Raw genomic sequence first — 15009 nt, 5'->3', positions numbered from 1 at the left:
TCCTACGGCACATCGACGCAGGCCTTGGCTGAATCGGACTGACGGCCTCCCCTGATGGCGGCTGTCACCTCCAGGCAGTTCTCTCCCGACAATGCGTGCGTATCCAGTGACTGCACCTGAGTCTTGCCCGACTGGTTGAGATTTTCAGGGCCGCTCATCACATAGAAGAATTCGATGACCTGTTCGTCGCCGGATTGGCCGCCAGAATCAGACTGCATGGCGCTGTCCTGCTGGCCTGCATCATCCTGAGCGCCCGACTGGCCGGACGAATCTGCGGACATGTGGTGGCGCCACGACCAGTGGATGACATCGCCGTCGACAACGCCGCTTACTGACGTGGGCGAGGGCGGAGTCTGACCGATGGGGTCCACCGGGGCGGGAGGTGCGGGTGTCGGGTTATTGATCGGGCCTGGCGCAGGTGATAGACCGTTCCACGATATTGTGCCTCCCCCGCCGGTGAGCAGGGCAACCACCAGCCCGGCACACGCCAGCACACACACGCATGCGATGACGATAATGACGGGAAGCGACAGGCGTCGTGCCGGCCGCACGGTATCGGAGGAAAAAGCCGCGTTCTCGCGTTCAATCTGAGCCAGTCTGTCCTCTTCAGAGACCCATTGGTCGGGCTCGACAGCATACGACTGTGAATCAGCGAAGACAAAGGATTCAGATGCTGCCTGCTCGGACGCATCGTCTCTGGCGTCGCCGCGAGCGGTGCCTGCAGTGTGCCCTCCAGGCACCACTGTGCTCCAGCCGCCGTCCGTTGTTCGTCCCTCTACCGACGTCGTTGCTCGGCGGTTATCTGCACCTGACATCGACGGATCAATGGTGCGAATGGCACGCACCCTGGTCTGATCTGAATCAATAGACGTGTCCTGCACGGCTGTCAGGTCATCGTGCGGCCCGGCGCTGTGAAGCTCCATGCGCGTCATCGGCTGATGCATGACTTCCTGGGCGCGCTGGAACTGCCGGCCCAGCTCTGCTGCTGAGGCAGGGCGTTGGCGTGGATCCACTGACAGCGCCTGACGCAACGCAGCTTCCAATACCTGTGGCACGTCAGAGCGGTTCAGCGAGCCGATGCGCCCTTCCTGGACGCGGCCAGCCACAGCCACGGCCGAATTGTCGCCCACCGGGTCCTCAAAGGGTGAACGCCCAGTCAGGAACGTCCACGCGGTCGTGGCCAGCGCCCAGATATCCATCGAGGGGTGGGCGGGCGTGCCAGACACCTGCTGCTCAGGTGGCGCCCACAGCACCGAGAAGCCGTCAGCGGAATGGGAAGCGGGAGCACCCAACTTGGCGGCAACCCCAAAATCAGTGAGCATCGGGTGACCATATGCATTCATCATGACGTTGGATGGTTTGATATCGCGGTGGACGTATCCTGCCCGGTGCACCATTTCCGCTGCGCCGCACAGCTGGATCATGACGTCCAGGGCACGCCGCACGGACATCGGTTGGGAACGCACCTGTTGCAACACATTGGTCACGGGACAGTACTCCATGATCAGGTAGGAATCTCCCTGAGCAGTGGTGCCCACGTCATACAGTGATGGGATCGACGGGTGAGCCGATGTCGCCGCCATCGCATCAGCTTCCCGGATCACTGCCTCGTCTGCGTCAGTGCCTTCATGGTTGCGCGCCACTTTGACGGCAACGTCGCGCGAGGGAACATGCTGCTGGTAGAGGTAGACATCCGCAAAGCCACCGTGACCCAATGCGCGTCTGAACGTGTATCCCTCAAGCTGTGGGCATTGGTTGTTCTGACTTGTCATGGTCTTCCTTTAGGTGAGGACGTGCGGACAGAATGATCGGAGTGTGCCTTTTGACGATGATCGCGGCGCGAGCGCCGTTTCCAGAAGCGCCACCGGGGTTCTGTGCGGGGCTTTTCGGCATGGGTGGAGCCTCCGCGGCGGTGCCGGTGCCGCCTCAGCGACCTGACGGACAGCGCGGTCAGTGCCCGCTGGAACCAGGACTGCCTGGATCGCAGTTCTGCCTTCAACTGCGAATAGTAACCCCAGGCTCGGTTGGCATCATCCTTCGTCACGACGTCCTGTCCAAACTGCGCGCGGTCGGCAATAGATGCCAGGAGCACCGTCGCCGGTGCTGTCTGCCCGGCAACGCGCCAGTCAGCTGACGCTTCCGTCGACTCATCAACGACAGGCGAGGGCGACTCTGTGTCCTCGTGAGTGTCCTGCCACACGCTGTCCGCAAGGCTCCACGCTGCTTCTGCACGTGTCATGTCGCGAGGAAGCCGGGTTCCGGCATCAGCCGCAAGATCGACCGTCTGGTTCCATGAGCCTTCCACTGATGGCAGCGGAGAACTGTGACGCCGCTTGTAGAGGCGTCGAGCCTTCCACAGCAGAATTGCTGCAATTGGCACGATGATGAGCAACGCTATACCGACCGAGGTGAGGATCACGCCCCATGGGACAGGGACAGGTGCTTCCGAATCGGATGGCGTGTTCTTCTCTGTTATCGCCGGCGGAAGCTCCGGTGGCTCTTCCGGCGGATTCGGTGGCTGCAGAACCTGCGGGCGCGGAGTAGGAGTCGGATCCGGGATCGGATCGGAAAAGATGTTGTCGCGTGGGGGTGTGGGATCAAAAATCGCCCATCCGACATCGACAAATTCAGCCTCCACCCACACGTGCAGATCCGCACCTTTGAGACCAACTGAACGCGCCGGCGCTTCACTGGCCGCATTCCCCTGCAGTTGATCCAGTGCAGCCCCTGTGACGGGGTCACTGGGATAGGCACCCATCACGACGCGCGCCGACATACCCAGAGAGTGCAGCATCAGAGCCATCAGAGTTGCGTACTGTTCGTCATCGCCCACCATCTGATCGTCATCGATCATGCGTGCCAGTCGGTCTGCCCGGTGTCCTGACCGCGAGCTCTTATCCATCCCGTTGGAAAAATACCCGTTCTGCGCCAAGGTACGTTCAATGGCCCGGGCTTTCTTGATCGGAGTCGATTCAATCGCTGACATTGAGACGGCAAGTTCTTTGACACCGTCAGGAACGTTCGTGTCAGGCTGTCCTTCCACCGACACTGCGCCGGCACCTGCGAGTTGCGAATCAGACCAGCGCGGTGGCACATCAGCGACCAGGTGATAGCTCAGATCATCCCCGTCCGACCCGGTGGTCAGCGCAGCGTCTGCCCACCTGTTCCAGTGCAGGCCATCCTGGTATCGCTGCGCCTGGTCGCCTGAAAACTCGATGACTTCGGCCTGACCCATCGTTGGAACCCATGGCCCCATCAGGCCAGACGTTGTCACCCTCGTATCTGCGCGCACTGAACCGATCGGAGAGGGCCACACCGGCAGTTGACTGCCCACTGAAATGTAGCTACCGACAGGGCTTTCCTCAGGATCGGACATGCCGAATGTGATGCCGTTATACGTGTCCATGACTGCCAGGCGCACGCGCGCCCCATGAGGCAGTTGCGACACCGATATCAGCGTCTCGTCACGTTCCTCGGTTGTCAGATGCCGGAAGGCCGCAAGCGGACTGGGATAGTCATGCAGGTCCAGCGGCGGCTCCACAAGATCACGCAGGACTGTGCGTTCATCCCACGATCCGACGTAAAAAGTGACAGGAAATGCGAGCGCGGTCGTACATGCCGTGATGACGAGGGCGACCACAGCCTGCTGCAGCACGTGGGCGCGAACTGGCCGCACCGACCGTGTCGAGGTGTTATGTCCGGTTGTCGTCATGCCTGCCGCACGACGAGCCCGCCGGCCGATGAGGATGTCGAAATCAGAATGGAGGCGCAGATGCTGAACGGACCACATCCACCACATGATGATCGCCAGGAACCACACCATGACTGCCCACACCGGCGGCTGCATGCCGCTGGGGCCCCACGCCACGGCGATGATGCCCATCAGCGCCAACGGAATGGTACCGACAACAACCCAGCCGCGCCGCATGGTCATCACCCCGGTCGCGAATGCGCACAGCAATCCGCAGATCCACGGCATAACCGACGGGCCGACATATGATGACGCGGGTGGTGCCAGTGTCAGCAGGTCACGCCACGCGACAACGGGCTGCATGACCAGGAACTGAACGGTGCGCCCGGTGGGAATGACGTGTGCGTACAGCGTCTCAGGTAGTGAGCCGATACCGCCGAGCAGCAGGTGCGTCGCGAACAGTGCCGCCACGCTCGTGATCACGTCCCAGCGCCAGTAGGTGCACAGTGCCGCAAGGATCAGACCTGCCGCAACACCGCTACCCGCAGCGCGCAATCCCAGGCCGTGGCCAAACAGTGGTTCGTGCGCTGCAATCACCGGAATGAACAGTACCGCCAAAACGATCCATGACCAGACAGGCAACGGGCTTCGTGTCAGTCGCCCTCGTCCATTACGCACACGAAAACGGCGTGGACGCTGTGCACCTGCAGGCGGGCGGTCGAACGTGTTCGCACTCATCGCAGCCCTCCGCGTGCCAGCATGCGGGGAAGCGACTCCAGTGTCGGACAGGTGGCGACGACTGCTCGTGACGAACTGGATCGAGATGAGGGCGCGTCCGGGTCCACGCGGATCACGCCGACGATGACGTCAACGCTCGGCAGATGGCACAGGCGCGCGATCTCGTCATATGACACGCTTGCCGGAACAATCAGCGTGAGAACGGACGCGTTGGGATACGACGTGAGGACTTCACGCAGACGCTCACTCAGGTCCTGGTCCTCCACTCGCCAGCTTTCTTCAGTGAGTTCATCGAGCATACGGGTCGCTGACAGTGTGGAAACAGGGCGTGACGAGGTTGCCATCGAAACCTGGTGCGACGCGGTGATGCCCGTCAGAGCCAGTGAAGCGGCGATGGACAGCGCCGTCTCAAACGGTTCTTCTTCCCAGTGATCACGCAACGTATCGATGAAAATCACGTGATGGGAGCGGCGGGTTTCCTCAAACTGACGCACAACCAGGCGACCCGTGCGGGCAGTGGTCGGCCAGTGAACGTTTCGCCGGTCATCGCCGGGCTGGTAATCCCGCAACGCATGGAACGACACGTCGGAGGAGGACAGTTTAGCTGTCACCACGCCTTCGATGTCTGCCTGGAAGCCTGTCGCGTCGAAAGGAACGCGCACTGTACGCGGGTGGACGTAGACGCGAATCGGTTTCGTCCATGCTCTGACTCTGCGGAACAGACCCACCGGATCGGAGCGCACTGAACTGGGCGGACCGACCGTGACGATACCGCGCCTGCGGGTGGGAACTGCGAATACTTCCGACCACGAGCTCCTGCCCGCCAGATTAGGGACGACGAACTGGGCGGCACCTGATCCGACCGGCAGTTCAATGACGTGGGAGCGGGACGGTCGGGCATGGTCGTTGCGCACGCGCAGCTCTCCAATGATGGTGCGTCCGGCCACGGTTCGTGTCTGAGGAAGCTCCACGCTGACGATCTGGGGAGCGCGCCCAATGATCCAGATCAGCGCGACGATCAGGGATAATCCGCACGCAACGGCAACGATCCCTGCTTCGCGCCAATGCGCGGTGAAGGCAAGGATAGTCGCCACGATGCCACCACACAGCAGTCCGACACCACTGATGGTGATCGTGGAAATGGCGATGTCCCATGCACGACGTACTCCACCTATGATGGATATTCGACGCTGAGCCTCCTGCGGCATTTAGGCACCCGTGATCGGAGCGGGAACGGAAGTCAGTGCACGCGAGACAACACCGGCCGGCGTTGCGCCAGCGAAAGCGGCGTCCGGATCCACGATGATGCGGTGCTCCCACACAGGTCCTGCGAGCGCTTTCACGTCGTCAGGCAGCACGAAGTGACGTCCCTGTGCTGCGGCCCATACACGTGCGCATCGAGTCATGCCGATGGCGGCTCGCGTGGACACGCCCAACATGGAGGACTCGTCTTCGCGGGTGGCTTCGGCCAGTGCGGCAATGTAGTCCAAAACCGCGCGGTCGGTGTGGTTGTCGGCGGCCATCGCCTGGAACGTGTCGACTTCATGGGCTGAGACGACGGGGTGCAGGTGACGTGACCGGTCCGGTGCAGCCGCGCCGTCAAGGACTTCGATCATGGCTGCACGCGAGGGATACCCCAGTGACGTTTTCATGAGGAATCGGTCCAGTTGCGCTTCAGGCAGCGGGTAGGTGCCGGCCTGTTCGACCGGGTTCTGGGTAGCAATGACCATGAAGGGTTCGCCAGCCGGGTAGGAAACGCCGTCGATCGTCACGTGCGCTTCTTCCATCACTTCCAGCAGAGCCGACTGCGTCTTGGGCGATGCACGGTTGATTTCGTCGGCCAGCACAATCTGGGCGAAGATTGGGCCGCGGTGGAATACCCACTCGTGTTTTTGCTGGTCGTACATGTTCACGCCCGTGATGTCAGAGGGGAGCATGTCAGGTGTGAACTGGATGCGCGAGTGTGACCCGTCAATAGTTGCCGCCAGCGCGCGCGCAAGAGCCGTTTTTCCTGTTCCGGGCGCGTCCTCGAGCAGCAGGTGCCCGCCAGCGAACAGTGTCGTCAACGTCAGTCGAATGGCCTGTTTCTTGTCCAGCACTGCCAGCGAAATCGCGTCGACCAACGCGGCGAACATTTCGGCGAACTCTGTGGCATCGCGTTCATTGAGTGACATACATGCTCCTTACTGTGCGTTGGTTGCTGGCCAGTCGTTGGCAGCTCATTGACGAGGGTGGTTCAGGTACTGCCATGCGTACTATTCCCGTCCAGTTCCACTGCTCACCTGTTATTGTGACGTTTCGCATGTGAGGGTGCCATCCTGTAGCCAGTTCTTCATGGTTTCCCGGTCTGTGACATGGGTAGGCGCATTCGACGGCTTAATCACCACGTTCGAGTCAATCTGAAATTGGTACGTCTGGTTGTCTACATCCGACCTGAACTCGCATCGCAATGGCAGGAAACTACCATCCCATCCATCCGCGTCCACTTTGAAGGTGTGACAATCATCGAACTTGTCCGACATCTCAGCATTGCACGTGGACGGTACAGGCGTAATCGTGCCTCGCGCCGGGCTCGTCGCCTCCTTGGTGATGTCCCGATCAAACTTTTCAGCTCGCACGACCAGTTTGAATTTCACGTTCGTACTGGTGTCCACATCGATGTGCCGGCTCGTTTCCGAAACGGGGATGTCCTCGCTCTTTCCGTTGTACTTCACGGTGATCGATGTGATGGGAGCTCCGGCGTTGTGAGTGATGGCCCACGACAGGTCGACTCCGTCCGGCGTACTGGTTGCCGTGAAGCTGTCAATCGTCGGCTGTCCGTACGTCATCACCACTACTTCTTCAGTCGCTGGCCCGTCGGCGCGGCCGGGAGCAACCTGCCTGAATGTAATCCGCGCCTCCTGCCCGTCAGGCAGTCCCGTGATGGTCTTGCCCTGCAACGGTGTCCACTGACCTGCATTCACCGAATACTGAAGCTCAAGTTCTCCGCGATTGTAACCGTTACCTTTTTTCGTTTCAGCCGTCACCTTCGCGGTACCTGCTTCTCCGGTTGCTGTAACCGTCGGAAGATCGATCGCAACCGGCGTCGAGAACACAGTGAAACGCTTGGATTTGACCTCACGTGACGATCCTGCCGCATTGTCAACCCACACGGTGGCTACCACGCCTTCCTGCGGCTGCGCCTGCAACGTGATTTCCCCAGACAGCTCACCGTTCAACGCGACGTCGCCCTTTCCGCCACCGCTCAATGTGACGTGCGCAGCGGTCAGCGGGCTGCCGTTGTCCGACTCGACTGCCCAGCTGACAGTGACCGCAGCAAGGTTTGGATCATCGGCAGAAGGTGTTGACCGAATGTCCGTGATCGACACTTTCAGGGGCGGTCCAAAGGGCGCGACCTGGGCAGATGGCTCGGATGGTTGTGAGGGTGACGGCGAGGAGTTCAATGCCACAACGGAGGCATAGTAGGGCTGACCGTTCGTCAGGTTGGTGAATGTCACTGATGTCGTTGCGCCGTCTACTCGCTGCGTCTGGCCGTCAGAGAGCGTCACTTCGTACGCGGTGATCGGTGATCCTTCATTTGCCGGTGGATTCCACGTCACCGTCACCGACCCGTCGCCAGCAGCAAGCGTCGGGGCGGCAGGCTGGGATGGTTGAACGTCGACCAGGACAGGCTCGGATGCAGGAGATGAATCGGATGCGCCAACATCATTGTGTGCCACGACTGAGAACGAATGCTTCAGGCCGTTCGCCAGACCGCTAAGCGGGCAGGACGCAACATCGCAAGTGAACTCCTGACCGGTCGTGACATCCGTCAAGGTGAAGGAGGTAATAGCAGCACCATTGTCCGCTCCGGGCTGGAATGTCACAGTTGCTCTGCCAGGGCCCGTGGCCATCACCGACACGTTGGATGGTGGTTCGGGCCGATCACGCACGACTAACCGCACGTTACCTTCCACGATGCGCCCCGGATCATTGGTGGCATCAATCAGGCGATAGTTGACCGTCATTTGCCCGTGGAAACCAACAGCTGGCGTGATGTGGAGGACTGTGCCCTGCGGATCCACGGTGCCTTCACCGATTTCAATCTGGCTTGACACGATCCGTATCGGCGTTTCCGGGAACGGGTTGATTGTGTACTTCGTCAGATCGATCGTTTCCGTACCGCCAGCGTTCGCAGCGTCGATGAGCGCGTCCGACACCTGAATGAGTGGCCGCGTGGAGGCGACAACCGTCACCGGGATCTCACCGACTACCGGCCCTGACCCGTCATCAACACTGATCGTGACCTGGTCCGTGGTGCCGGTGGCCTGATCAACGCCGGCCTGAAGGGACAGCATATGCCCATCAAGTTTCGCGCTGACAACACGAGGACTCTTCACCAGCGCATACTTGAATCCTTGAGGGTCAGCGTCGTCCGGGTCATCGACCATCGCCGACAGGTCCAACGTGATGGGTTCTTCACCTGCAGCCACACGCGCACTCGTCGGGATGAAAGCCGGTGGCTGGTTCTTCACTGCCTGCACCACAATCGGCAGGGAGAGCACAGCTGATAAGGCTGATGTATCCGATGCAACACCGTCACGTACTTCAAAGGAAACGGATGTCTTACCGGAAAATTCCGGGTCGGTGTGCAGGGTGAGGCGATGCTGGTCCTCCAGCACGATCTTCGGATCCAGCCCCCATGATGCTTTGAGCCTGGATTCGTCCGTGATCATCGCGGTACGGCCCGCCCTCGTAATGACGTGGTCCCGAATGTCGATGACGACGTCACTGCCGGCACGTGCCTTGATCGGCAGGTGCGACTGGTCCAGGCGCGGTCTGGTCTGATCGGTTCCCGGAATCGACACCACTGCGGAGGATGAGAGGCCGTCCTGATCGGTAATCGTGTAGACCAAGAGCCGTCGCGTCTCGTATGCCTTCGCTTCAATGATTCCGCCCTTGACTTCAGCGTCTGGAGCGCGTGTGGACACAACCAGGTCTGCGACGGTTCCGTCGGGATCCTCATCGTTTTCCACCACGTTAATCGGCACAATCTCACTGTCAGGCATATCAGCCAGCGCCACAACGTCATCGCGAGCGATCGGAGGCATCAGGGGCGCATCGTTCTTCGCATTGATCGTCAACGTCCCGTTGTCCACACCGCCACGCGAGTCGGTGACCTGGTAGGACATGACGTATGTTCCGGCAGCTTCTGGAACCTCAACCTGGATCCCGGTTCCCACAATTTCAGCTTCGAGGGCGTCGTCCAGCACGCTGAGCGAATCGGGAACCAGCGAGATTGAATCCCCGTCAGGGTCAATGTCGTTGGCTAGAACGTTCACCATGATCGTGCGCCCAGGTTTGACCAACAGAACGTCTTTAACAGCAGTGGGTGGCTGATTACTACCCGCCGGTGGCGCAATACCGACGCGCACACGTGCGGTTGCCTGCTTGCCCTGACGGTCCTCAACGATGTAGGTGAATACGTCCGTGCCGGTGGTCTTGCGCGCAGGCGTGTATTCGATCCAGTCAGTGCCCAATTCAATCGTTCCCTTGGACGGTGCCTGCTCGATACCCACCAGTGTCACGGAGTCGCCGTCAGGGTCGATCGTGGACAGTGGGACAGGGATTCGAGTCGTCTGCCCTGACACGGCCCACGCTGTCAGAGGGCGAGGTTGCGGTGCCGCGTTGGCACCTTCGAGGGCGACCACTTCGAACACGACTGTCGATGTCGCCATGTTGCCGACCATGTCGTGCACCGTGTACGACACATGCATCACACCTGGCGTTGTGCCTGCTTCCAAGCGCACCAGGTTACCTGTTACAAAGGGGGTTCCGACCTGCGAGTTTTCCTCGAACTGCAGTTTCGGATCGACTTTCATTGCCAGGCCGGCCGGCGAGCGATCGTTTTCCAGCACGGGGACCGAAGCGACGTCTCCGACACGCACTTTGGCATGGTCGGGCTGCAAAACGGGTGGTTTCTTGTCGTCGAGCGCTCGTGACGGGACGACTGTGATCCGCGCTTGGGCAGTATGGGACCCGTTGGAAACGGAATACTGGAAGCTGACGGCTTCATCGAGGCCGCCAGGTGCCGTGATGCGCAGGAGGTGGCGATCGACCAGTGTGACGCGCAGGCCCAGTTTGTCCGTCGGCTCCACCTGCTGAATGACCAGGACGCCGCCGGCTGGATCGGAATCATTATTCAACGGTGCGGCAAGTGCTTCACCGCCAGCAGGCAGGACAACCAGGTCATCGTCAGCAACGGGGACTGCATTGGAGTCAGCTTCCACCACGTCAATGCGAATGATGCCCAACACGGTCGAAGGGCCATCTGAAATGGTGTAGGTGAACTGGTAGGTACCCGGTGCCTGTGCTTTGAACGTGATGGATCCGAGAGCCAGGTCGGGCGTGAGCTGTGTTCCGGCTGGAGCTTCAGACACACCAACCAGCGTCAGGCCGTCACCGTTGGGATCCGTATCGTTGGTCAGCGGTTCAATTTCGAGGGCTTCGCCGGCTCTCGCCACATAGAAATCGGCGTGCGCAACAGGTGGAATGTTGCCTGGTGGCTGTACGACGATGGGTACGACACCTTGCGTTTCGGCACGCCCGTCAGAGACTACGACGTTCACCTCGTACTGGCCGGGCGCTGCGCCCAGATCCCGGATATTCAGGGTTCCTTCTTCACGGTACTGCACCTGGATACCGTCAGGAGCACTGGCGGACTGCAGGAAGATCGGGTCGCCGTCCGGATCGTTCCAATCCGGCAGCACGTTGTACTCAATGGCAGCTCCCGCTCCCAGTTTCTGCGGGTTCTTGCGGATCTGCACCGGGCCGGCGTTCTGATCCCAGGGGTGCACACTGATCGTCACCGTCGCACTGTCAGATGCCTGCCCGTCGTATGCCTCGTACACAAAAGTGGTGCTGCCCGACGCATCATCGGGCACGTCCGTCATCTGCAACGCCTGGCCGCCACGCGTCGGTGTCACCGCTCCGATCTGAGGCTGGCTGATCGGTCTGGCTGTCAGAACATCACCATCGATGTCCGTGTCATTTTGCAGTACAGGCAGCGTGGTGGCTCGGCCTGGCCTGACACCGAACTCATCATCAACGGCGTCAGGTGGAGTGTTCTTGTCCTTGCGCTGAGGGTCGATAATTTCGTCGGTGTATTCAGGCGATTCCTCTTCTTCTTTTTCCTTGTCGATCTCCTGGTCGATCTCATCCCAATCATCCATGAACGCCATGTTCATGTCGGGTAGCCAGATGCCACCCTCGTTAATTTCGTTGAGGACGATGAGCTTACGGTTGGTTCTAAACGAGATGTTGCGCGCAGACTTGAGGGTGTCAACATCCATCGACGTGTCATTGGCCGCGTCGTCACACAGACGCACATAGGAGCCCGAGCCTGCCCACGCGCCGTACGAGCATCCTTCGTGTCGTGTGGGAGCCGCCGGCTTTCCTGAACGGTTCTGCTCATTCGCGGGGGTGATCGTCACGGGATCGCCGTTGAGGGGAACGCTGATCAGGGAATTCGGGTTGGCCAGTACAACCGCGTCATGGTCGGGGCCGGGATTTTGCAGGATGGCATCTGTTGGGACGCCTTCATCGGACAGGGATCGTGCGGACCCGTCAGGGAGGAACAGCGTGTTGGTTGACTGGTCGAGGGCGACTGGTTGTTCACCGACCGCCGTGATCTGCAGCAATGCGTCGGCGCGCATATCAGGGATGTCGACACTGTGTTTCTGATCGACATAGCCGCGGCGCGTGACTGTCACGAACTGGCCGGTTGCTGCCGACACCGCCATGACGGTTCCATTGACGCTGGTTGTCACCACACCTGAGGTAAGGCCTGTTTCGATCGCGCTGTCGTCTCCCATCGGCACGGTCGAGGGCTCGGATGCCGGCAGGACCCACAGGTTTCCTTCCGCGCCGTCCAGCACACCGATCCGTTCTCCGCCTTGCACTGCCTGGGCGCGTTCAGTCAGCGACGTTGTGGCACCCATGCGCACGCCGGCCACGTCGATAGGGGCGATCGAGTTGGTGCTCTCATCAGAAAACGTGACGGTATCTGCTGCCTGGCCGATGTCGAATTGGGCGGCGTCTGTGCGCAATGCGGCATCGAGGCGCCGAGTCTGGTAGTTGAGGTGACCGACCAGTTGGCGCGAGGAGTTTGTCACCCATATGCCACCGTCATTCACGTCGATCTGGGATGTTGGCACGCCCGGATGAAGCAGCGCCAGCGTGGTGACAATCAGGCAGAACACCAACACGATAATGGCTGGGATTTTGCGTCGATTTTTCGCGAGTTGCTTCTTGAGTTGTCGTCCCCGTCGACTCAGGTGAAGCCGACGCGACAGCGTGTTACCGCCCTGATTGGCGGGCGAGTACTCGTCGCCGGGAGGCATCGGGGGTGCAGAAAGAAAAGGGGAAACGTTGTTGCCGTTCACTGACTTGGATCCGGTAGCGGGTTGGGTGCCTGATTCGGATTGCCCAACGGGTTCAGGTCGACTCTGCGGAAAATCAGACGTCGTCCTCACTCTCGCCTCCTTCATCACGGTCTCATTGAAACAATGATCAGCATGTGACGGCTCTGCGCATCAGATGATCCACCTGGCGGCGGGCAGGCTCACGTCCTCTCAAAGAAGTGGAGTCGCATACGCAGAAACAACTGCAACCGCAGTAAGTCTGACACGAAAATCCGAATAAAGACAGAGGCAGGCGAAAATTCGTTCCTATTTCTCACGTGTATCGCGCTCAGTTGTCGGTTCCCACGCGGGCGAGGGATGGAGTCCCCACGACCCGGGCAGAGGCGCCGACAATGCGACGCTTCTGCGCGGGCACGAGGGGGTTCACGGTAGCTTAGCTGCGCGGTGCGCACCAGATGGTTGTCTCACCAGGCAGGACACCGTCGGTCAGCGGCTCACTGGTCAGGATGGCTGTGCTGGTGTCGAATGGGATCGGCTCGGTGCTGAAGTTCGTGATCACGTCCCAGCCACCGGGACGGCGCAGATGCAGCACCTGGTCGCTGTGCGGTGCCTCGATGCTGTCGTCGACCCATTCCATTTCTTCGGCGCCCTGCAGTGTGCGGCGCAGATGCAGTGCACGCCGGTACAGAGACAGCGTCGAGTCTTCGCGGGCAGATTCCACGTCGACTGCGCTGTCTGCGAACCATGAGGGTTGCGGCAGGTGGGCCGGTCCTCCAAATCCGAAGTTCGCGGCGTCATGGACCCACGGCAAGGGGACGCGGCAGCCGTCGCGACCGATTTCTTTCTGATTGGTGCGGAAGAACGTCGGGTCCTGACGCTGATCGGCCGGGATTTCCGCCACTTCATGCAAGCCGAGCTCTTCACCTTGATAGATGTAGGACGATCCGGGCAGTGCCAGCATGAGCATGGTGGCGGCGCGCGCACGACGCAATCCCTGTTCACGATGAAGCTCCGGCTCGGTACCACCTGTCAGCAGCCAGTCCTGACCCACCGGCTTGTCGGGCCTCGGACCATGAGTGCGCACTGCATCGGGCAGGCCGTAGCGCGTGGCATGGCGGACAACATCGTGGTTCGACAACACCCATGTGCTCGAGGAACCTGACGAACTGGCCAGCTCCAAATTGTCGGTGATAATCGTGCGGAACTGGTCGGCGTTGAAGTCGGCTTCAAGCAGGTCGAAGTTGAAGGACTGTCCCAGGCTGTTCGGGTTTGCGTACCGAGGCACCCGGTCAGGATTCACCCACGCCTCGGCAACCGCTGTGCGCGGCGGATCGTAGGAGTTGAAGACCTCACGCCAGGTAGCGTAAATGTCCTGAACCTCGTCGCGGTCAAAGATGCGGTGGTGTCCATCCATCGGCATAGCGTCGAGTTCTGCCTGGCTGGGCAGCGGTTCGCTGAGGTCTTTCGCCAGTCCGTGGGCGACATCAATGCGGAAACCATCGACACCGCGGTCAGACCAGAAGCGCAGTGTTGTCAGGAAGTCCTCGCGCACATCGGGGTGATCCCAGTTCAGATCCGGCTGCTCGCGGGCAAAGAAGTGGTAGTACCACTGTCCGTCTTCAACCTGTTCCCATGCGGCACCGCCGAACGTGGAGGTCCAGTCCGTCGGGGGCTGCGAGCCGTCACGGCCAGTGCCTTCACGGAAGATGTAACGTTCACGCGCCGCTGACCCGCGGCCCGCTGCCAGAGCTTCCTGGAACCAGGGGTGCATGCGTGAGGTGTGGTTGGGCACGATGTCAACGATGACGCGGATGCCTCGTCCATGCAGGGCCCCGATCATTTCGTCAAAATCGTCAAGCGTTCCCAGGCGTGGATCCACGTTGCGGTAGTCGGCCACGTCGTATCCGCCGTCAGCCAGCTCGGAAGGATAGAAGGGGCTGAGCCACACAGCATCCACACCGAGGTCAGCCAGGTAGTCTGCCCGTGAGGTCACACCCTTGATGTCACCGAGCCCGTCGCCGTTCGAGTCAGCGAAGCTGCGCGGGTAGATCTGGTACACAACCGCCTGGCGCCACCACAGTGGGTCTGTGCTGAGCGTCGTGTCGGCGTCAACGCGTGCGTGCGACTCGGGCGTAGGTGCTGCAGGCATCAGGGTCTCCTTCGTATGTTGGTTGTCGT

Annotated in this window: 6 protein-coding genes; all 6 read right to left on the bottom strand. The window is 60.6% G+C overall.

Annotated elements, in window-relative coordinates; translation table 11 throughout:
- Positions 1 to 2: 2 nt before the first annotated feature.
- Positions 3 to 1772, bottom strand: a complete 1770-nt coding sequence (locus tag BN3002_RS10405) for a serine/threonine-protein kinase (protein ID WP_058237771.1) — start codon at positions 1770 to 1772, stop codon at positions 3 to 5.
- Positions 1769 to 4429: a transglutaminase TgpA family protein gene (locus BN3002_RS10400; protein ID WP_058237770.1), complete on the bottom strand. Its 2661-nt coding sequence runs from the start codon at positions 4427 to 4429 to the stop codon at positions 1769 to 1771. Before BN3002_RS10400 ends, BN3002_RS10405 begins: the two co-directional genes overlap by 4 nt.
- Positions 4426 to 5637 (bottom strand): DUF58 domain-containing protein, encoded by a 1212-nt coding sequence (locus BN3002_RS10395; protein ID WP_058237769.1) that lies wholly within the window; start codon positions 5635 to 5637, stop codon positions 4426 to 4428. The genes BN3002_RS10400 and BN3002_RS10395 overlap by 4 nt, the downstream gene beginning before the upstream one ends.
- Positions 5638 to 6603 (bottom strand): AAA family ATPase, encoded by a 966-nt coding sequence (locus tag BN3002_RS10390; RefSeq protein ID WP_058237768.1) that lies wholly within the window; start codon positions 6601 to 6603, stop codon positions 5638 to 5640. It abuts the gene before it with no gap.
- 111 nt (positions 6604 to 6714) lie between these two features.
- Positions 6715 to 12942 carry an Ig-like domain-containing protein gene (locus BN3002_RS10385; RefSeq protein WP_257525650.1) on the bottom strand — a complete coding sequence of 2076 codons (6228 nt, stop codon included), beginning with the start codon at positions 12940 to 12942 and terminating at the stop codon, positions 6715 to 6717.
- A gap of 322 nt (positions 12943 to 13264) precedes the next feature.
- Positions 13265 to 14980: a glycoside hydrolase family 13 protein gene (locus tag BN3002_RS10380; protein ID WP_058237766.1), complete on the bottom strand. Its 1716-nt coding sequence runs from the start codon at positions 14978 to 14980 to the stop codon at positions 13265 to 13267.
- Between the last annotated feature and the right edge of the window lie 29 nt (positions 14981 to 15009).

The organism is Actinomyces ihuae (assembly GCF_001457875.1).
Taxonomy (GTDB): Bacteria; Actinomycetota; Actinomycetes; order Actinomycetales; family Actinomycetaceae; genus Pauljensenia; species Pauljensenia radingae_A.
The sequence above is the reverse complement of the archived record's forward strand: the minus strand, read 5'-3'. Positions and strand labels throughout refer to the sequence as shown.

Coding starts and splice junctions, on each gene's coding strand:
- BN3002_RS10405 (WP_058237771.1), bottom strand. CDS start 1,772: ATGACAAGTCAGAACAACCAATGCCCACAGCTTGAGGGATACACGTTC.
- BN3002_RS10400 (WP_058237770.1), bottom strand. CDS start 4,429: ATGAGTGCGAACACGTTCGACCGCCCGCCTGCAGGTGCACAGCGTCCA.
- BN3002_RS10395 (WP_058237769.1), bottom strand. CDS start 5,637: ATGCCGCAGGAGGCTCAGCGTCGAATATCCATCATAGGTGGAGTACGT.
- BN3002_RS10390 (WP_058237768.1), bottom strand. CDS start 6,603: ATGTCACTCAATGAACGCGATGCCACAGAGTTCGCCGAAATGTTCGCC.
- BN3002_RS10380 (WP_058237766.1), bottom strand. CDS start 14,980: ATGCCTGCAGCACCTACGCCCGAGTCGCACGCACGCGTTGACGCCGAC.